Raw genomic sequence first — 20,023 nt, 5'->3', positions numbered from 1 at the left:
GCTCCGGTCTTCCGGGGCGGGCGTTCTTCGTTTCAGGGGCCCAGTCAGGCCCCAAGCCCGGTTCGGGGCGGACTCAGGCGGCTTGCGGCACGGGGGCGGTCTGAGCCGCCGCCAGCACCAGGCGGATGGCGTTCAGCAGGGCGTCGGGCTGGATCGGCTTCTGGGCCACGCCGTTCATACCGGCGGCGATATAGTCCAGCTCGTCCCCTTCCTCGGCGTTGGCGGTCAGGGCCAGGATCGGCAGGCGCGAGGCCGGGCCGGACAGGGCGCGGATGGCGCGGGTGGCGGCGACCCCGTCCATCACCGGCATCTTGATGTCCATCAGGGCGAGGTCGAACCGGCGGACCTGGACGGCGTCCAGCGCCTCCTGGCCGTTCTCGGCCATTTCGGCGGTGCAGCCGAACATCTCCAGCAGCTTGGCGGCGACGAAGCGGTTGGTGGCGTTGTCGTCGACCACCAGCACATGCAGGGTTTCGTGCGGCGTCGGCTCGGCCATGACCGGACCGACGGCCCCCGCGTCGGCGGCGCAGGCGCTCAGCGGCAGCCGGACCTGGAACCGCGCCCCGCCCATCGGCGAGACGCCCAGGCTGATGCCGCCGCCCATCCGTTCGGCGATCTGACGGCAGATGGCCAGCCCCAGTCCGGCGCCGGCGCCCTCGCGTCCGGCCTTGCCGATATTGAAGGGGTCGAAGATGGTCGCGGCCGCCGCCTCCGGCACGCCGGGGCCGCTGTCGTCCACGGTCAGTTCGACGCTCAGGCCCGTGTCGGAACTGCGGCTGACCAGGGTGGCGGCCACGCCGCCGGTCTGGGTGAATTTCAGGGCGTTTCCGACCAGGTTGTTCAGCAGCTGTTTCACCCGCATCCCGTCCGCCAGGACCCAGGGACCGGCCTCGAGGTCGGTGCGGACGGTCAGGTTCAGGCCCTTCTCCTCGGCGCGCGGCCGCCACAGGGCGTCGATGTCGAAGGCGACGGCGCTCAGATCCAGCGGTTCTTCCTCCAGGGTCAGCATCCCGGCCGAGGCGCGCGACATGTCCAGGGCGTCGGTCAGCAGACGCAGCAGGCTCTGGCCGGAATCGATGACGGTGCGGACGTAGGGGCGAAGCTCTTCCTGTTCGAGCTTCCGCTCCATCAGGGCGGCGACGCCCAGAACCCCGTTCAACGGCGTGCGGATCTCATGGCTCATGACGGCCAGGAATTCGGACTTGGCGCGGCTGGAGGCGACGGCTTCGGCCTCGGCTATGGCCAGGTCCCGCGCCAGGGCCCCCATTTCCTCGGCGCGCTGGCGGTGCAGGGCGGCGCCGGCCTGGACGACCTGCAGAGCTGTGCCGACGCCGACATAACGTCCCTCGGCCACGACGATGAAGCCGCCCAGCAGGGCGCCCAGTTCCGCCGCGCCATAGGCCTGGAAGAAGGCCTCGGCGCTGGTCCTGGCCTCCGCAATGGGGGCGTTGCGATCCATCAGGCTCTCGGCCGGCTTCTTGGCGTACAGGGCGCGCCCGAACTCGGCCGCCATGCGCAGGGTGAAGGCGTTGCGCTCGATGATGCCGACCGGGCGCCCGTCATCGTTCACGACGGCCAGGGCCAGGGTGTTCGGCTCGGTCTGGAAACGTTCGAACACCTCGGCGCCCGGCGTGGACGGAGCCACCGGCGCGATCAAGTCAACGAAATCACCGATCAGCGGCATTCGGCCCCCCTTATGTCCACGAGGGCGGGCTTAACCAGTGATATTTAACAACCGCTTTGCCGATCATGAACCTTTCAAGGCGCGTTTCGGACGGTTGATCCGACGACGGATGAACCTGCCTCATTCAGCATCCGCCGTCCTCGACGATGACGCCTAGGGCGACGGATGTACCCACTGGGTGAACAATGGCCGAAGATTCACGGCAGTCGCCTGCTGCATGGCCGTTTCGAAATCTCGGGATGTCACTGACCTGCCGATGTTGGCGGTCGTGTAAGCCTTCATTCCGCCCCAGAACGCGGTGTCGCCCATGACGAGGCGCAGTTCGTGGAGGAAGACGGCGGCCTTGGAATATTGAATACACCGGCGGGCCGACAAGGACGGATAATCCCCTTGGAAGGCCAAAGGAACGTCTCGCCATTCCTGGCTGCACCGCCGCCACCGTCGGCGCGCGAGTTCGATCTCGTGTGTGTAGGTGTCGGGCCCCCAGCGATACTCTTTCCAGCTGGCGACCATAAAGGTCGTGACGCCCTCGTTCAGCCAGAACTCCGACAGGTTCACGGCCGTCACGCGGTTGCCCCACCATTGATGGGCGAGCTCATGGGCTACCGCCCAGTCTTCCTGCGGGTCGGCGATCATCGCCTCGACGGCGCCGCCGCCCAGCACGCTGTGCGAAATCGCCTCCTGCGCCTCCCAGCGCGCGGGGTCGTAGAGCTGACTGTAGCGAACGGCGGGGTAGGGGACGCCGGAACGTGCCTCGAAATACTTCAGCATCGCGCAGGTCGGCTGGAAGATCGCGTTCACCTTCTCCTTCGGCGCCGTGGAAAGCACCTCAAGGCGGGTGTCGCACCCCGTCGATGGTTCACTCCGTTCCAGTCTGCCGACGGCGAAGGCGTGGACATAGGCCGGGTAACTGTCTTGCGTTCGCCAATGGTGGAGTTCGTGGTCATCATCGACCCCCGTCACGTCCACCAGTGCGCCGGGTCCGAGGCTGGTCATGCCGCGCGGCGCGCGGATCGACAGGTCGAACGTAAAGCGATCTGCGAAATCTTCCTGGCTGCAAACCATCCAGTCGCACGAGAAATAGGCCGTGTAAGCCAGTCCGTCTGAGACATGTACGCCCCTGCCCGGCGGTGCTTCATACTCAACGTGCATGGAGTGGTCGGAGCCGGGCCTGAGGGTGCGTCCCAAGGCGATATCAAGGACGCCGTCCGACATTCGCCAGTCCTCGACCGGCCGTCCATCGATCCTGAGGGCGGTGATCTCGAGGGGGCCGCCCCTGAAACCGAGACGATCTCCACCCGTCGTCGTGCGGAACGTGAAGCTTTGCGCGCCCCTCAAGCCGGGCCTTCCGAAGAAGGGGGCGATCTCGACGTTCTGATGTAAAATGTCGACGCCAATGGGGCCGGTTGCGCCGATGTGGTCGAGCGCCGGCATGTTCGGAGCGCACGCCGCTAAGCCCAAGACACAGCCGAGCACATAGGCTGATCGCGACATCTGGACCTCCCGCCCTGGAGGGACAGCTCTATCGAGCTGGGGCGACGCCTTCAACATCTCAAAAGGTTCGCTGCGAGGCTCGCAGATGAACCCGGCCGCAAAAACAGGCCGATAAAATCGGGTGGCGATTTTGCGATCTAGATCCGCATCGACGCAACAGAGCCGGCTTCGTAGGGCGTTGCTCGAACCGTAGGCGACAAATCTCCGACAATCTTCTGAGCCGTGTCAGAGAGCTCCAGCTTCGTACTAGGCGTGTTTCCGAACAACTGGAGAACAAGCGACGTCCACGATGCTGTGGTGTTGTTCTCTACCTTCCAAAGGCGCTCGGCTTCGGCGAATTTCGCATCGGACTTGGCTGAAGCGCCGACTTTGGCCTCATTCATATATTCGTTAAGTTTAGACTGCGCTGCAATATTTGTTTTCCAGCTTGCGACACCATCGTATCGTCTAATATTCCCTTTCAAGTCAGGACTTATGACGCTGTCGAAAAGAATTTTCTGTTCTTCAGCAGAATAGCTGTCGAAAATTTCTACCATCACGACTCCAGGGTCTCGATCATCTGAGTCATTCTGAGCAGCTACCGCACTTATATATCCATTATAAAGGTCATTAATTTTTCTGCCGATCTGACTATTATAAACTTTGTTGAGTAAGGCCTGTCCCTCATCGCCAGAACCGTAGAATTTCCCATTAACGCCCATGCGATGAATCTGAAAATAGGCTTCATGCTTGTCGCTGGTGCTGATCTTTCCGCTATCATCAGCCACGGTCGCCGCTAAGCTTCTCAGCTTCACCATGTTCTCAGCCAAATTTTCTGCGATCTTGGGGCGGGAAGCGACGGGCGGAGCGTTGCTTCCTGAGGCGGCCGAATCAATCGTGACGGACATTCCTAGATTCCAACAGAGGGCGATAAACTGCAGGTTGCGCTGCCTCCCTTAACAAAAATCTAAGGTCAAAATCCTGACATGCTCGCATCTGCCTAGCCGTCGCCCGAGGGGGCGGGCCGTCAGCGGAACTAGGAATTATCTCATGTCGCGATTAGATCAGGCCATGAAGATGCACGTCCTGATCGTCAGCCTGCTGGCCGCTCTCACCCTGTCATCCGCAGCTCAGGCCCATGCGCCCGGCCGCCGCATCGCCGTGACCTTCGACGACCTGCCCTATCAGGCGTCGGAGACGGCGCTGTGCGATCCCGCCGAACTGATGCGGCTGACCACGGATTTCGTGGCCATGTTGAAGCCGCTGGACACGCAGGGGACGGCCTTCGTCAACGAGGGCAGGGTGTGCGAACCGACCCGCGTCTCGACCCTGCCGACAGCCTTGGGCGTCTGGCTGGACGGCGGGCTGGATCTGGGCAACCACAGCTTCAGCCACATCAATATCCACCGCACGACGGCCGAGGCCTATCTGGCCGATGTGGACGCCGGCGCCCCGACCACGCGCGCCGCGCTGGAGACGCGTGGGCGGACCCTGCGCTGGTTCCGTCATCCCTATCTGTTCACCGGAGAGACCCAGGAGAAGCATGACGCCATCGCCGCCGGCCTGGCCCAGCGCGGCTATACGGTCGCCCCCGTCACCCTGGACAACAACGACTGGATGTTCGGCGACGTCTATCGCAAGGCCGAGCAACTGGGCGACGAGGCGCTGAAACGGCGGATCGGCGAGGCCTATGTGGCCCACATGACGACGGTGCTGGACTTCTTCGAACCCTATAGCGCGGAACTGACCGGCGGGCGCGAGCCGGCCCAGGTCCTGCTGCTGCACGCCAACAGCCTGAACCAGGACTGGTACCCGCAGATCCACGCCCTGTATCTGGCGCGCGGCTATCGGTTCGTGACGCTGGAACAGGCCCTGTCGGACCCGATCTATGCTCATGAAGATCGCTATGTCCGTGCCAACGGGATCTCCTGGCTGCACCGCTGGACCAGCACCGAGGGAAGGCCCATCCGCTGGGAGCCGGAACCGCTCGCCTGGATCGTCGCGGCGAACAAGGCGCCGGCCGACCAGCTTGCCGCCATCGCCTCCGCGCCCTGATCAGTCCCGCCGCGCGCCTTCAAGGGTGACGAACGCGCCCCGGCCCGCTAATGCACGGGCCAAATGACCGATCTCGCCACACTCGAACTCGAACTGATCAACGCCATCGGCGGCGCAGAGAGCGTCGCCGCCCTCGAAGAGGTGCGCGTCGCCGCCCTGGGCAAGTCCGGCTCCGTCTCCGGCCTGCTGAAGGGGATGGGGGCCATGAGCCCCGACGAACGCCGCGAACAGGGGCCGATGATCAACGGCCTGCGCGACCGCGTGTCCGCCGCCATCGCCGCCAAGAAGGCCGAGCTGGAGGCCGCCGAACTGGACGCCCGGCTTCAGGCCGAGCGCGTCGATCTGACCCTGCCGGCCCGGCCGCGTCGCAAGGGCGGGGTCCACCCCACCATGCAGGTGATGGACGAGATGATCGCCCTGTTCGCCGAAATGGGCTTTGCGGTCGCGGAAGGCCCGGACATCGAGGACGACTTCCACAACTTCACCGCCCTGAACTTCCCGCCCAAACATCCGGCGCGGGAAATGCACGACACCTTCTTCCTGAAGCCCGACCCCGAGACGGGCGAGCGCAAGGTGCTGCGCACCCACACCTCGCCGGTGCAGGTCCGCACCATGATGTCCCAGAAGCCGCCGATCCGCATCATCGCGCCGGGTCGCACCTTCCGTAAGGACTCGGACGCCACCCACACGCCGATGTTCCACCAGATCGAAGGCCTGGTGATCGACCGCGACATCCATATGGGCCACCTGAAGACGACGCTTCAGACCTTCATCGCCCGCTTCTTCGAGCTGGACGAGGTTCAGGCGCGGTTCCGTCCGCACCACTTCCCTTTCACCGAACCCTCGGCCGAGATGGACATCCGCTGCGACCGGTCCGGCGGGAAACTGGTGTTCAACACCGGCGACGACTGGCTGGAGATCCTGGGCTGCGGCATGGTGCATCCCAATGTGCTGAAGAACTGCGGCATCGACCCGGACGAATATCAGGGCTTCGCCTTCGGCATGGGGGTGGATCGGCTGGCCATGCTGAAATACGGCGTGCCGGACCTGCGCCCCATGTTCGACGCCGACACGCGCTGGCTGGCCCACTACGGCTTCTCGGCCTTCGCGGCCCCCAATCCGGCCTCGGGCCTGAGCTGATATAATGACCGATACACACGCCATCACCCTCGACGCCATCGGCCCCGGGCCGGAATATCGCAACGGTTCGATCTGGCTGCCGCAGCTGTTTCTGGAAACCCGCCGCGCCGGCCATGCGAATATCGAGGGCCGGACCTTCATCGAATGCCTGATTGAAGGCCCCGCCGTCCTGCTTCCCCTGTCAGGGTGCAACTTCGACGGCTGCAATATGGGCGACGCTCAGGGCGACCCTCGCAGCCTGATGCTCAAGCCCGTAGGCTCCGAGCGGGTGACCGGCACGGTCGCGATCAGGGACTGCAAATTCATTCGCTGCCGCTTCCTGGGCGTCGGTTTTACCGGGCCGCAGAGCTTCCTTGACGAGATGATCGCCGGTCTGGGCGGGGCCGCAGCATGAAGTTCACCCTTTCCTGGCTCAAGGATCACCTCGAGACCGAGGCTGACGTCCATCAGATCGCCGAGGCCATGACCATGGCCGGGCTGGAGGTCGAGGAGGTTCTCGACCCCGCCGCCAAGCTGGCGCCCTTCACCGTGGCCAGGATCCTGTCGGCCGAACGTCACCCCAACGCCGACCGGCTTCAGGTCTGTCAGGTCGAGACGGTGGACGGGCTGAAGGAGATCGTCTGCGGCGCGCCCAATGCGCGGGCGGGCCTGACCACCATCTACGCCCCCATCGGCGCCTATGTCCCCGGTCTGGGCGTGACCCTGGTCGAGAAGCCCGTGCGCGGCGTGGTGTCGAACGGCATGCTGTGCTCGGCCTCGGAGCTGGAGCTGGCGGACGAGAGCGACGGCATTCAGGAACTGCCGCCCGAGATCCCGGTGGGGACGCCTGTCGCCGGCCTGTTCGGCGCCGAGCCCGTCATCGATTTCGAAGTCACGCCGAACCGGCCCGACTGGCTGGGCGTCGCCGGCATCGCCCGCGATCTGGCCGCCGCCAGCGTCGGCAGGCTGAAGCATTTCGACATCGCGGTGGTGCGCGGGGCCTTCCCCTCGCCGATCACCGTGCGGCTGGATGCGCCCGAGATGTGTCCGGTCTTCGCCGGCCGCGTCATTCGCGGCGTGCGCAACGGTCCGTCGCCGGCCTGGCTGCGGAATCGTCTGGATGCCATCGGCCTGCGTTCGATCAACCGGCTGGTCGATGTGACCAATTTGATCGCCTACGACCGCGCTCGGCCGCTGCACGTCTATGACGTGGCCAAGCTGGCCGGGACCGAGATCGTGGTGCGGGGCGGTGGACGTCAGGAAGGCTTCCTTGATGGGACCGACCCGGTTTTGCGGCCTGAGCGGTTCATGGCGCTCAACGGTTCCATGTATCTTCCTGCTCTCACCGACTGCGTCATCGCCGACGCCGGGGGCGAGCGCCCCATCGGCCTGGGCGGCGTCATGGGCGGGGAATCGACCGGCTGCGACGAGACCACGACCGACGTCTTCATCGAAAGCGCCTGGTTCGACCCGCTGGTGATCGCCCAGACGGGCCGTGCGCTGGGCATCCATTCCGACGCCCAGTACCGGTTCGCGCGCGGCGTCGATCCGGTCTCGGTCACGCCGGGGCTGGAACTGGCCACCCGCCTGATCCTGGACCTGTGCGGCGGCGGGCCGTCCGAGATCGTCTTCGTCGGCGAGCCCCCGGCTGGGCCGGCGCCCTTCGCCTTCGACCCCGCCTATGTGAAGCGTCTGACGGGCATGGACCTGGACGACGACCGGATCGGCACCATCCTGGGCCAGCTGGGCTTCCTCGTGACAGCCGCCCCGGCCGGTCAGGCCGAACCCTGGATCGTCACCCCACCGTCGTGGCGGCGCGACGTCGAGGGCCGGGCGGATCTGGTGGAAGAGGTGGCGCGGATCGAGGGCTTCGACAGCCTGCCCGACACGCCCCTGCCCGACGTCGCCCGTCCCGCCGGCGGGGTGCTGAGCCCCCGTCAGGCCCGCGTCCGCACGGCGCGCCGCGCCCTGGCCGCCCTGGGCTACGCCGAGGCCGTCACCTGGTCCTTCACCAAACAGTCCACGGCCGCCCTGTTCGGCGGTGGGGACGACCGGCTGGTGCTGGAGAACCCGATCGCGGCCGATCTGGACTGTATGCGCCCCTCGGCCCTGCCCAACCTGATCCAGGCGGCGGCGCGCAACGCCGCGCGCGGCTTCGCCGACGCCGCCCTGTTCGAGATCGGCCCCATCTATCTGGGCGACGGTCCCAAGGATCAGCGCACGGTCATCGCCGCCCTGGTCGCCCCCCACGCCGCCCGCCACTGGGCCGGCGCCGGAGAGGACGCCCTGTTCGCCCTCAAGGCCGATCTGACCACCCTGCTGGAAGAGATCGGCGCGCCGGTCGCCTCGCTGCAACTGGCCCAGGGTCAGAACCGCGACTGGTGGCACCCCGGCCGTTCGGCCCGGCTGCAGCTGGGGCCGAAGAATGTGATGGTCGAGTTCGGCGAACTGCATCCGCGCGTGCTGAAGGCGCTGGACGCCGACGGCCCGATGCTGGGCTTCGAGATCGTGCTGGACGCTGTGCCCGAGCCGCGCGGCAAGTCGGGCAAGGCGCGTGGATCGGCCGACCTGTCGGCCTTCATGCCCCTGACCCGCGACTTCGCCTTCGTGGTCGAGGACGCCAAGCCGGTCGGCGATCTGGTCCGGGCTGCGGCCGGCGCCGACAAGGCCCTGATCGCCGAGGTCCGGGTGTTCGACGTCTATCGCGGCAAGGGCGTGGACGACGGCTTCAAGTCCGTCGCCTTGGAAGTCGTGATCCAGCCGCGCGAGGCGACCCTGGCCGAGGCCGAGATCGAAGCCCTGACCGCCAAGATCGTGGCGGCGGTGGAGAAACAGGGCGGCAAGCTGCGGGCGTAGTTTCGCGGATTGAGGCGGCCTGCGGATAACCGCCGTAGGCTGTTTCCCGCCTATTGATCGAGAAGCACGCTTACCGGGCGGCCGTCTTCAGGCTGGCAAAAAACACCGCTGTGGGCGTCTGTCTTCCAATCATAGGCATAGCCCTTGTTTCGAATCTGACCGACGCCGCAGCGACGCATGTTGCTCGGTGTCTGAGCCCGATTGACACGGGCGTCAGGGTAGCCGGCCTCGGCGAGGTCGCGCCGGGCGGCGTCCAGCCTCGTTCTTGCGGGCTGGTTCAGAAAGTAGGCGAGGGGGATTATGACGGCGATCCCGACTGGAACCGTGATCCACGGGGAAACTGCTCGGCGTGGCGTCTTGGGGGTCATAAGACCGACGATAGCCAAGCGGACGCTGTCCGGCCAGCTGTTCGTCTCCCGGCCTAGCCTTCCCGCAGGCGGCCCTCCCCGTAAGCCCCCGTTAACCTTGAAGCCGCAAGGCTGCCGTAAAGGTCGGGGACGGTGTCACAAAGCCCGGCGTCCTCGCTGGCTGTCCCTCGCCGCCTTTAGGAGCGCCCCCATGCATCGCCGCCAACTGATCCTTTCCGGCCTGGCCACCGCCGCCGGCGCCTCGTCCGTCGGGGCCTGCGCCACGGCGCCGTCGAACCCGAATTATCCGATCCGTTCGGACAATACGGCGCCGGCTTACAGCTTCGACGAACTGGTCGCGGCCGGGTCCAAGGAGCTGGGCATCGCGGCCGAGGTCGTGGGCGGCGCCATCGAGCGGGTCTTCGCCGACCAGGGCGACCGCCCCACGGCCTATATCGCCGGCGAAGAAGGGTCCGGCGCCGTGGTCGTGGGCGCGCGCTACGGGCGCGGCGCTTTGCACATGAAGGACCTGTCGGCCTCGCAGGAGGTGTTCTGGCAGGGGGCTTCGATCGGCTGGGACTGGGGCGGCAACGCCAGCCGGGTCTTCACCCTGGTGTACGGCCTGTATCACCCCGACATGATCTATCGTCGCTATCCGGGCGTCGAAGGTTCGGCCTATCTGATCGCCGGCCTGGGCGTGAACTATCAGCAGGCGGACGGCATCGTCCTGGCCCCTATCCGCACCGGCGTCGGGCTGCGCCTGGGCGCCAATATCGGCACCATGAGCTACAGCCGTCAGCGCAACCTGCTGCCCTTTTAAGCGCGCTATGCTCGCGACGCGGTCGCTCGCGGCTTGAGCGCGCGACCGCATTCACCCGTCATCCTCGGGCTCGACCCGAGGATGACGGCGTGATCAGCCCACCAATCGCAACGGCGGCGGCGTCTCCAGCATCGTCGCCAGCCCCTCGCGCCAGGTCGGATATTTCGGACGCCAGCCCAGTTCCGCCTTGGCCAGGGCGTTCGAGACCCGTTTGGAATCCAGATAGAAGCGCCGCATGGCCTCGCTGACGCTGTCGTCGGTCCAGTCGACCTCGGGCGGGCGGGGTAGGCCCATTTTCGCGGCGGCCCATTCCACCACCACATCGGCTGCGGCGGGTTCGTCGTCGGTCAGATTGTAGGCGGCGCCGGGCCTGGGCCGGTCCATCGAGGCGAACAGGGCCGAGACCACGTCGTCCACATGGATGCGGTTGAAGACCTGGCCCGGTTTGCGCACCAGTCTGGCCGTCCCGTCGCGTAGCCGTTCGACCACGCTGCGGCCGGGGCCATAGAAGCCCGGCAGGCGGAAGATCTGCACCGTCAGCCCCATGCCCTGACCGCCGTCCAGCCAGTCGCGCTCGACCCGCACCCGCCGCGCGCCCTCCAGGCTGGCGGCGTTCAGCGGTCCGTCCTCGAACACCCAGCCCCCGGCCCGGTCGCCATAGACGCTGGTCGAGGAGACGTATCCGATCCAGTCGGGCCAGGCCTGGGACGCCACCGGCCCCAGGGCGCGCAGACCGGGGCAGCCGTGGGCGTCGGGCGCGGCCGTGACCAGAACCGCCGTGGAGGCCTCGAGCGCGGTCTTCAGGGCCTCGGGATCGGCGGGGTCGATCGTCGTGATCCCCTCGGCCGACAAGGCCCGGCGGCGTTCGGCGTCGCGCGAGGTGGCGACGGCCCGCCCGCCGCGCCGGATCGCCTCCAGCGCCGCCGCCCGGCCCAGATAGCCGCCGCCGAAGACCAGCAGGCACGGCTCGCGGCCGGACGAAGGAGCGGGGGCGGCGTCGGGCATCGATCTACTCAGGCGGTCAGGACTTGGGGCGGCGCATACGGCCGCGCTTCATTTTCCAGCGCCTCGGCCCGGCGTTGGTTCCAGGCGGAGACACAGGGCACCCGCGTCAGGTCGGCCCGGTCGGCGTAGTGGCGGGCGATCTCGGTCACTTCGTCCATCAGGCCCTGGGCCAGGGTGATGGGCTTCAGCCCCAGGTCGCGAAACTGGTCGTTGGCGACGACCAGGTCGTTCTCGTCGGCCTCCTGGCGCGGATTGGCGACGTTCTGGACCACGGCGCCGGTCTTGTCGGCGATCAGGGCGGCCAGGTCGCGGACCCGGCGGCTTTCGGTCATCTGGTTCAGGATCTTGACCCGGTCGCCACGCTTGGGCGGGTTCTTCAGGGCCAGTTCGACGCAGCGCACCGTGTCCTGAATATGGATGAAGGCCCGCGTCTGGCCGCCCGATCCGTGGACCGTCAGCGGATAGCCGACCGCCGCCTGCATCAGGAACCGGTTCAGCACCGTGCCATAGTCGCCGTCATAGTCGAACCGGTTGATCAGCCGCTCGTCCAGCTTGGTCTCGACCGTCTGCGTCCCCCAGACGATGCCCTGGTGCAGGTCGGTGATCCGCAAGGCGTCGTTGCGGGCGTAGAACTGGAACAGCAGGGCGTCCTGCGTCTTGGTCATGTGATAGATGCTGCCGGGATTGGGCGGGAACAGGATCTCCTGCTCGGCCGGGCCGTGGTCGGTGTCCACCGTCACCTTCAGATAGCCCTCGGGGATGCGCAGGCCGGCGGTGCCGTAGCCATAGACCCCCATGGTGCCCAGATGGGCCAGATGCACGTCCAGCCCGCTTTCGACGATGGCGGCCAGCAGATGGTTGGTGGCGTTGATGTTGTTGTCGACGGTGTAGAGCTTGTGCCGCGCCGACTTCATCGAATAGGGGGCCGCCCGCTGTTCGGCGAAATGCACCACGCTGTCGGGCGCCAGGTCGCGGATCAGGGCGACCAGCCGGTCGAACTCCTTGCCGACCGTCATGTTGACGAAGCCGATGTCGCGGCCCGACACCGCTTTCCAGGCCTTGATCCGCTCGCCCATGGTGCGGATCGGCGTCAGGGACTGGACCTCCAGCTCGTTGTCGATGTTGCGCCGGCTCAGGTTGTCGACGACGGTCACGTCCCAACCTTTGGCCGACAGGTGCAGGGCCGTCGGCCAGCCGCAGAAACCGTCGCCGCCCAGAACCAGAACGCGCATGGAAAAAGCCTCGTCGTCGTCGCAAAGGTCATGCCTAGCCCAGCGGAGGGCCATCGGCAAAGCGGGGCTGTTAGGCGTGGGGTGCGACGCTTTGACGAAAACCCCTTGGAAAGGGACGGCGCACAGGCTAAGTCTCCTTCGTCTCCCACTCAAACGCAGCTTTCCGGGCCTACACCCGTCTGTTCGCGGCTTGAGCCGATCATGACGGTCGGTCCCGAAAGGACCGGCGCACCATGCGGGCGACAAGGCATTCCGACAGTTCGACAATCGGGGATCGGCCCCGAGCGAGACGGAACCACGAAACGGACGGACCCGGCCGCTGGCCTGGGCTCCATCCCTGCACACGGTAGCGCGAATGAGAGATTTCAAGGGCATGAAGCGTCAGCGCGGACGCAATCGGAACAAGGCGGGCGCCTCAAACGCCAACAGCGCCAATCCGAATCGTTCGTGGGACTCGCAAGGCCCCGAAAACATCAAGGTCCGGGGCAACGCCCAGACCGTGTATGAGCGCTATCAGCAGCTCGCCCGCGACGCCTCGTCCGGCGGCGACCGGGTGCTGGCCGAAAACTATCAGCAGCACGCCGAACACTATTACCGCGTCCTGCGCGCGCTTCAGCCGCAGCGGTCCTTCTCCGACATCGCCGCGCGCGAACAGTCGAACCAGGGCTTCGACATCGATTTCGAGGACGAATCCGGCGCCCAGGCCGCCGCCTTCGTCGCCGCCCAGCAGGCCGCCGACCGGCAGGCCGCCGACCGTCAGAACCAGGACGGCGCCGAGCGCGACCAGACCCAGAACCGCGACCGCAACGACCGGGACCAAAACCGGGATCGCGATTTCAACCGCGACCGCGACCCATCCCAGAATCGCGACCGGGATCGTGATCGTGACCGGGATCAGACCCAAAGCCGTGATCAGAACCGTGATCGCGACCGCGACCAGACCCGCGACGCTCAGCCGCCGCGTGAACCCCGCGAGCCGCGCGAAGACGGCGAGGCCCGCGCCGAGGGCGAGGGCGGTCGCCGCGAGAGCCGTCGCGAACGCTGGGAGCGTCGCCGTGAGGAACGCAACCGTCGCTTCGAAGGCCAGGAGAATGCAGGTTCGGACGAAGCCGCCGACGGCGTCCAGCAGGACGCCGCGCCCGTGGCCGAGCGCGCCGAGCCGGTGGTCGAATCGCCTGCCGTCGAGGATCCGGCCGCAGAGGAGCGGCCCGCTCGCCGCACTCGTCGTCCGGCCGTCGCCGCCGCAGCCTCGGATGACGACGCCCCGACCGCCCTGCCGGGCTTCCTGACCCGTTCGTCCGCCCCGGCGCCCGCCGCCGAGGCGGCTGCGGACGCCGAAGCCGCGCCGCGTCGCCGCGCCCCGCGCCGCAAGGTCGAGGCTGTCGCCGACGGCGAAGACTGAGGCGCGCCCTGATCCGATGGGCGTGCGGCCTTGACGGCGGCCGCCCATACGGCGCCTAAAGGGACGACTTCGCCATAAGGCTCGGCCCTCCAGAGCGTCGGGCCCGACCAGCGTTAAGGGAAGCTTTGATGCGTCAGTTCGTTCAGTCTCGCCCGACCGTCCGCACCCTCGTCCGGGGTCTCGCCCTGACCGCCGTGGTCGCCGTCGCGGCCTGCGCCTCGACCCCGCCGCCTCCACCGCCCCCGCCGCCGCCCGGCGGCTCCGGCGCGGTGCTGATGGACTGGCGCGGCGTCATCACCGCGGCGGACCGCGACCGGTATCAGCGTCGCGACGCCGCCTGGACCCTGGCCCTGCAACAGGCGGGTCGCCAGCGTGGATCCGGCGATCTCTACAGTCTGGGCGATCTGATCGACCCCAGGGCCGGCCGCGCCGACGTGGCGCCGCCGCCCGGAAACTACCGCTGCCGCACCGTCAAACTGGGCTCCCAGGGCGGCGAGGATGGTCTGGGCTATGTGATCTACGGCTGGTTCGCCTGCCGGATCGAACAGACCTCGCGCGGCCTGAAGTTCACCAAATTGACAGGGTCGCAGCGTCCGTCGGGCCTGTTGTTCCCCGAGAACGACCGCCACATGCTGCTGCTCGGCTCCATGGCCCTGGCCCAGGAACCGGCCGCCAACTCCTACGGCCGCAATCCCGACCGCGACATGGTCGCCGTGCTGGAACGGATCGGCGAGGCGCGCTGGCGGCTGGTCCTGCCCTGGCCGCAGTATGAGTCCAATCTGGATCTGATCGAACTGGTCCCGGCCAGCGGCGGCTGACTGAACCTTGCGGCGGCTCGGCCGTTAGGGGGGGCGTATCCCACGGAAGCTCGATCATGCGCCGCACTCCGCTCGTCTTCGCCCTCGCCGCCACCGCCGCCCTTGCAGCCTGTGGTGAAAACAGCCCGAACAGCGCGGCTGAGATTTCCCCCGCCGTGTCCGAACCCGCCGCAGGCGTGCCGGCCCGCGCCGCGCCGCCCGCCCGGGCGACGCCCGAACAGCAGGCAGCGACCCCGACCGGCGGGGTCCAGGGCGGGACCGACAACTGGCGCAGCGTCGCCACGCCCGGGGACGCCAGCCTGCTGGGGCGGCTCGATCAGGCCTGGCGCATGAGCCGCGCCGAGGCGGAAACGGCCGGCTTCGCCCGTCAGGTCGAGGCCCTGGGGCCTCTGGTCGATCCCAACTCCGCCCAGGCCGGCCAGCTTCAGCCCGCGCCCGGCGACTACCGCTGTCGCACGATCAGGCTGGGACGCCACGCCGAGGGCCAGGGCGCCGCCTTTGTCGAACAGCCCTGGGCCGCCTGTTCGGTGGAGATGACCCCCGGCGGGGACCTGATCCTGGCCAAGACCGCCGGGCCGCAGCGGATGCGCGGCCTGCTTTATCCGGATACGGATCGTCGCCTGGTCTATGTCGGAGCCCAGGCCGTGGGCGAGGCGCAGAAGACCGTCCCCGCCTATGGGCAGGACACCGCACGCGACCAGGTCGGGGTGCTGGAACGGATCGGCCAGAACCGCTGGCGACTGGTCCTGCCCTGGCCCAGGCAGGACGCCAAGCTGGAGCTGGTCGAGATCACGCGCTGATCGGCTAGATCCGCGTCAGCTTCAGATCCTGATAATCGTATGAGAAGTCGATGTCGGGCGACACGCCCTTCATCGTCGCCGTGGCCGGCTTGGCGGTCTGGATGCTGAAGGTGACGAAGGCGTCCTCCTCGCGCTTGTCCGGGAACCGGGTGCGGAAGGTCTCGCCGTCATAGGGTTCAAGCCAGCCCTTCAGCGCCGGGGTGTGGGTGAAGCTCAGCCACAGGCCGGTCTTGCGATTTCGGCCCCGCCCCTCGGTCTTCCGTTCAATGGTGATGTCGCCGTACCAGGGGTCGCGCCAGGTTCCGACATAGGCGTCCAGCGGCATGGACGGCGCCGCGCCCGCCGCCTGTTTGGCGTCGATCTCGGCGGCGGCGGCGATGGATTTCGCATTGCCCTCGGCCTCCAGCCGTTTGGAGTCCGCGATCCAGTCCACATCGATCTTGCCCATGCACAGGTCGGCGATGCCCGCGCGCAGGGCGCGCAGCAGGAAGCTTTCCTCGGCGTTCGAGAAGATGCTGAAACCGGTCTTGCGGCCGGGGATCAGCACGGTCGCCGAAATCCCGCCGGGCGAGCCGCCGCCGTGGCTGATCAACCGCTCGCCGCGATAGTCCTGAACCTGCAGCCCCATCGCGTAGGTCGAGGCGATGGCCCGGTTCGGCAGTTCCGCCGTCGGTCCGGGCGAGCTGCCGACGATGATGTTCGGCTTGAACATCTCGCGCGCCGCCGCTTCCGAGAACAGCCGGGTTCCGTCGGGCAGCAGGCCGTCGTTCAGCCGCACCGCGATCCACTTGGCCCAGTCCGTGGGCGTGGTGCAGATTCCGCCCGCCGCCGCCGCCGAATCCCAGTTCCACACCTCGACGATGGAGGCCGCGATCGGCGTCATCGCCCCCTGATAGCGCAACGGCGGTCCGACCCGGCCATGGGGCAGGGCGGACCTGGCCGGATCGGCCAGCCGCGCCAGGGGCACGGTCTCGCTCATGCCGACGCGGTCCAGGATGCGGGTCTGGATGAAGTCTTCCCAGGTCAGGCCCGACACCGCCTCGATCACCGCCCCGGCGACCACGAACATCAGGTTGCAATAGTGATAGCGCGCCCGGAACCCGTCCTCGATGGGCACGAAGGCGGCCTGGGCCAGGACCTCGGCGCGGGTCCGGTCGCTGTTGGGCCAGAACAGCAGGTCGCCGGCGCCCAGGCCGAACCCGGCGCGGTGGCTCAGGGTGTCGCGCACCGTGATGTGTTCGCCGATATAGGGGTCCGACAGGGTGAAGCCGGGCAGATAGGTGCGAATGGGCGCGTCCCACGCCACCTTGCCCTCGTCGACCAGGATGGCCAGGGCGGCGGCGGTGACGTTCTTGGTGTTCGACGCGATGGCGAACAGGGTGTGTTCGTCCGCCCGGGCGGGCTTGCCCTGAAGCTTCACGCCGTAACCGCGCGTCAGGACGGGCGTTCCGTCCTTGACCACGGCGATCCCCAACGCCGGCTGGTCGGGCCAGGCCGCCATGGCCTGGGTCACATAGGTGTCCACCGCCTCGGCCAGACCCGCATCGTCATTGGCCGCCTGCGCCCAGACGGGACCGCCGGCGGCTTGGGCCGCCAGCGCCGCCGCGCCTCCGGAAGCGAACAGGGAACGGCGCGACAGGCGAAGGGACATCAGGAAAGGCTCCGGCGAAGACTGCCGTGACGCTAACGCGCCTTTCCCCTCTAGACCAGCCGCCAGGCCTGCAGATGGTCCAGCACGTCGGCGACGATCTGCTGGCGGGTGAAGCCGGTCACGTCGCGCGGCCGGGTCCCCTCTCCGGTCTGGGCCGTCATGCGCCATTCGATGGCGCGGCGCCCCTCCGGCGCGTCCAACGGGGTGATGGCGGGCAGGGGGCGCGACCGGGCGCCCAGTCGGTAAAGGAAGTCGCGGCCCTCGGCGTGGGGCACGACCAGCCAGACCGCCTGTTCGTCCGCCTCGACCCGGCTCTGGTCCAGGCCTTCGGCGACCAGGGCCTCGCGCACCTCGGTCAGGGCGGGGACGCCGTGACGCTGCATCTGGCGGGCGATGTCGCGGCGGCTGGCCGGGGCGAAGATCCGCTTCAACCGCTCGCCCAGCGGCGGGGTCTCGGTCTCCACCGTCTCGCCCTTCAGGTCGGCGTTCATCTGCCGGATCAGGGCCAGACACAGCAGGATGATGATGACGGTGAAGGGCAGGGCGGCCATCAGGGTGGCGGCCTGGAGCGCGCTCAGCCCGCCCGCCAGCAGCAGGGCCGCCGCCGTCAGCCCCTCCAGCGTGCACCAGTAGACCCGCTGCCAGCGCGGCGTGTCGTCCGCCCCGCCCGAGGCGATGGTGTCGATCACCAGCGACCCGCTGTCGGCCGAGGTGACGAAGAAGACCGCCACCAGCAGCACCGCCAGGGTCGAGGTGATCGCCGCCCCCGGCAGGTTCTCCAGGAAGTGGAAGATGGCGGTCGACAGATCGGTCTGCACCGCCTGCGAAATCGCGCCCGCCGCCTGGCCCATGTCCAGGCTGATGGCCGTGTTTCCGAACACCGTCATCCACAGGAAGGTGAAGCCGGTCGGGACCAGCAGCACGCCGATGATGAACTGCCGCACCGTCCGGCCGCGCGAGATTCGGGCGATGAACATGCCGACGAACGGCGACCAGGCGATCCACCAGGCCCAGTAGAACAGGGTCCAGTTGGCCATCCAGCCGCGCGGCTCATAGGCGTAGAGGTTGAAGGTGCGGACGAAGAAATGGTCCAGGTACAGGCCGAAATTCTGCACCAGGGCCTTCAGCAGAAAGCCCGTCGGCCCGACCACCAGCACGAACAGCATCAGCAGCACGGCCAGGACCAGGTTCAGCTCCGACAGGCGCCGCACCCCCTTGTCCAGCCCGGTCAGGACCGAGGCGGTCGCCGCCGCCATGACCAGGGCGATCAGCCCCACCTGCATCCAGGGCGTATTGGGCAGGCCGGTCAGATAGTTCAGGCCGCTGTTGATCTGGGACACGCCCAGGCCCAGCGAGGTGGCGATGCCGAACAGGGTGCCGCAGATGGCGAAGATGTCGACGGCGTCGCCGATCGGCCCGTTGATCCGCTTGCCCAGCAGGGGCGAAAGCCCGGACCGCAGCGTCAGCGGCAGCCCCTTGCGGTGCGCGAAATAGGCCAGGCTGAGCCCGACCATGGCATAGACGGCCCAGGCGTGGACGCCCCAGTGGGTGAAGGTGATCACCATGGCCTCGCGCGCGGCGTCCAGGGTGCCGGGCGCGGCCTCGGGCGGGGCGGCGTAATGCTGGATCGGCTCGGCGACGGCGAAATACATCAGGCCGATGCCCATGCCGGCGGCGAACAGCATGGCCAGCCAGGAGACATAGGGGAAGTCGGGCTCGGCGTCGTCGGGCCCCAGCTTCAGCCGGCCCGTCGGCCCCAGGGCCAGATAGGCCGCCACCGCCAGGAAGCCGGCGACCGAGGCGACATAGAACCAGCCGAAGGTGTCGATCACCCAGGCCTGGGCGCGGCCGAAGAACAGGTCCGAGGCGCCGGGCGCGACCAGGGCCACCAGCAGCAGGGCCCCGGCTATGGCGCTCGCGCCCCAGAAGACGCGCGGGTTCATCTTCGATCTCAGCATCGGCTGAAAGCGTATGGCGAAGCTGGAGGTTCCAGCCCCGCCGCGCGGAAGGCGACCGGCGGCGAACGCCCCGCGATTGGACCCGCCCCCCGACACGGCCTAGACCTCGGGCCGGAGGCGTGGATGGAATTTCTGACGAACGGGCCGGTCGATCCAGGCGTGATCCTGCCGTTCCTGGCCGCGGTCCTTCTGATCGAATTCACGCCCGGCCCGAATATGGGCTGGCTGGCGCTGTTGTCCGTGTCTCAGGGGCGGACGGCGGGGCTGTCGGCGGTGGCGGGGATCACCCTCGGGTTGACGCTGTGGATGCTGGCCGCCGCCTTCGGCCTGACCGAGATCGTGCTGAAATGGCCGGCCCTGTATCAGGCCGTGCGCTGGGCCGGGGTCGGTTTCCTGCTCTGGCTCGCCTGGGAGGCTTGGCGAGGCGAGGGCGATCCGGCCCAGCCGACGCAAGAGACCGAACATCGGCGCCGCGCCCTGTTCCTGCGTGGACTGACGGCCAATCTGCTGAACCCCAAGGCGGCCTTGTTCTACATCGCCCTGCTGCCCGGCTTCATCCGCCCCGACCACGGCCCGACCCTGCCCCAGGCGCTCGCCTTGGGCGGAATCCATGTGGTGATCAGCCTGGCCGTACACAGTTTCATCGTCGTTCTGGCCGCCCGCGTCGGCGGCCTGATCGCGCGTAGTCAAGGCTCCGGCGTTCGGGCCTTGATGGCGGGGGCCATGGTTCTGATCGCCGCCTGGACCGCTTGGGAGACGCGGCTATAGCGCGCCGGCGTCCGACAAGCCCAGGCTGTGCAGCC

General features: G+C 67.8%; 16 protein-coding genes. 9 read left to right on the top strand and 7 right to left on the bottom strand.

The genetic code is table 11. From position 1 onward, the window contains the following. Positions 1-73: 73 nt before the first annotated feature. The 3 genes from ACW18C_RS14780 to ACW18C_RS14770 form a co-directional block, all read right to left on the bottom strand. Positions 74-1,684 carry a response regulator gene (locus tag ACW18C_RS14780; protein WP_372705576.1) on the bottom strand — a complete coding sequence of 537 codons (1,611 nt, stop codon included), beginning with the start codon at positions 1,682-1,684 and terminating at the stop codon, positions 74-76. A 153-nt stretch (positions 1,685-1,837) separates the two neighbouring features. Continuing rightward, positions 1,838-3,178, bottom strand: coding sequence for a M1 family aminopeptidase (locus tag ACW18C_RS14775; RefSeq protein ID WP_492071708.1), 1,341 nt, complete (start codon positions 3,176-3,178; stop codon positions 1,838-1,840). Positions 3,179-3,315: 137 nt separating this feature from the next. Then, positions 3,316-4,065: a hypothetical protein gene (locus tag ACW18C_RS14770; RefSeq protein WP_492071707.1), complete on the bottom strand. Its 750-nt coding sequence runs from the start codon at positions 4,063-4,065 to the stop codon at positions 3,316-3,318. A gap of 163 nt (positions 4,066-4,228) precedes the next feature. On the opposite strand from ACW18C_RS14770, the gene ACW18C_RS14765 reads away from it, so the two are divergent. The 5 genes from ACW18C_RS14765 (at position 4,229) to ACW18C_RS14745 (ending at position 10,354) form a co-directional block, all read left to right on the top strand. Further along, positions 4,229-5,212, top strand: coding sequence for a polysaccharide deacetylase family protein (locus ACW18C_RS14765; RefSeq protein ID WP_492071705.1), 984 nt, complete (start codon positions 4,229-4,231; stop codon positions 5,210-5,212). A gap of 63 nt (positions 5,213-5,275) precedes the next feature. Then, entirely contained in the window at positions 5,276-6,352 is a 1,077-nt protein-coding gene (gene pheS / locus ACW18C_RS14760; RefSeq protein WP_291752837.1) for a phenylalanine--tRNA ligase subunit alpha, read from the top strand. A 4-nt stretch (positions 6,353-6,356) separates the two neighbouring features. Then, a complete protein-coding gene (locus ACW18C_RS14755; RefSeq protein WP_154726387.1) occupies positions 6,357-6,746 on the top strand; it encodes a hypothetical protein in 390 nt (129 codons plus the stop codon). Then, positions 6,743-9,187 carry a phenylalanine--tRNA ligase subunit beta gene (gene pheT, locus ACW18C_RS14750; protein ID WP_492071703.1) on the top strand — a complete coding sequence of 815 codons (2,445 nt, stop codon included), beginning with the start codon at positions 6,743-6,745 and terminating at the stop codon, positions 9,185-9,187. The genes ACW18C_RS14755 and pheT overlap by 4 nt, the downstream gene beginning before the upstream one ends. Before the next feature lie 558 nt (positions 9,188-9,745). Further along, positions 9,746-10,354: a DUF1134 domain-containing protein gene (locus ACW18C_RS14745; protein WP_492071701.1), complete on the top strand. Its 609-nt coding sequence runs from the start codon at positions 9,746-9,748 to the stop codon at positions 10,352-10,354. A gap of 93 nt (positions 10,355-10,447) precedes the next feature. Here the strand turns inward: ACW18C_RS14745 and ACW18C_RS14740 are convergent, their stop codons facing one another. Further along, the gene (locus ACW18C_RS14740) at positions 10,448-11,359 is read right to left on the bottom strand and encodes an SDR family oxidoreductase (RefSeq protein WP_492071699.1); all 912 of its coding nucleotides are present in this window, start codon (positions 11,357-11,359) and stop codon (positions 10,448-10,450) included. Positions 11,360-11,367: 8 nt separating this feature from the next. Continuing rightward, the gene (locus tag ACW18C_RS14735; RefSeq protein WP_492071698.1) at positions 11,368-12,591 is read right to left on the bottom strand and encodes an NAD-dependent epimerase/dehydratase family protein; all 1,224 of its coding nucleotides are present in this window, start codon (positions 12,589-12,591) and stop codon (positions 11,368-11,370) included. A 355-nt stretch (positions 12,592-12,946) separates the two neighbouring features. Here ACW18C_RS14735 and ACW18C_RS14730 point away from each other — a divergent pair, with 355 nt between their 5' ends. From ACW18C_RS14730 to ACW18C_RS14720, 3 genes are all read left to right on the top strand, one after another. Continuing rightward, on the top strand, positions 12,947-13,993 hold the full coding sequence (locus tag ACW18C_RS14730; RefSeq protein WP_492071696.1) for a DUF4167 domain-containing protein: 1,047 nt from the start codon (positions 12,947-12,949) through the stop codon (positions 13,991-13,993). Positions 13,994-14,121: 128 nt separating this feature from the next. Then, a complete protein-coding gene (locus tag ACW18C_RS14725) occupies positions 14,122-14,811 on the top strand; it encodes a DUF4893 domain-containing protein (RefSeq protein WP_492071695.1) in 690 nt (229 codons plus the stop codon). A gap of 56 nt (positions 14,812-14,867) precedes the next feature. Then, positions 14,868-15,611 (top strand): DUF4893 domain-containing protein, encoded by a 744-nt coding sequence (locus ACW18C_RS14720; protein ID WP_492071693.1) that lies wholly within the window; start codon positions 14,868-14,870, stop codon positions 15,609-15,611. Positions 15,612-15,615: 4 nt separating this feature from the next. Here ACW18C_RS14720 and ACW18C_RS14715 read toward each other — a convergent pair whose 3' ends face one another. After that, positions 15,616-17,262, bottom strand: coding sequence for a serine hydrolase (locus ACW18C_RS14715; RefSeq protein ID WP_492071692.1), 1,647 nt, complete (start codon positions 17,260-17,262; stop codon positions 15,616-15,618). Positions 17,263-17,312: 50 nt separating this feature from the next. Further along, complete coding sequence (locus ACW18C_RS14710) at positions 17,313-19,205, bottom strand: BCCT family transporter (protein WP_492071691.1); 1,893 nt, start codon at positions 19,203-19,205, stop codon at positions 17,313-17,315. 138 nt (positions 19,206-19,343) lie between these two features. On the opposite strand from ACW18C_RS14710, the gene ACW18C_RS14705 reads away from it, so the two are divergent. After that, complete coding sequence (locus tag ACW18C_RS14705) at positions 19,344-19,988, top strand: LysE family translocator (RefSeq protein WP_492071689.1); 645 nt, start codon at positions 19,344-19,346, stop codon at positions 19,986-19,988. Positions 19,989-20,023 lie beyond the last annotated feature (35 nt).

This window comes from Brevundimonas sp. FV1ye7S (assembly GCF_058680995.1).
The sequence above is the reverse complement of the archived record's forward strand: the minus strand, read 5'-3'. Positions and strand labels throughout refer to the sequence as shown.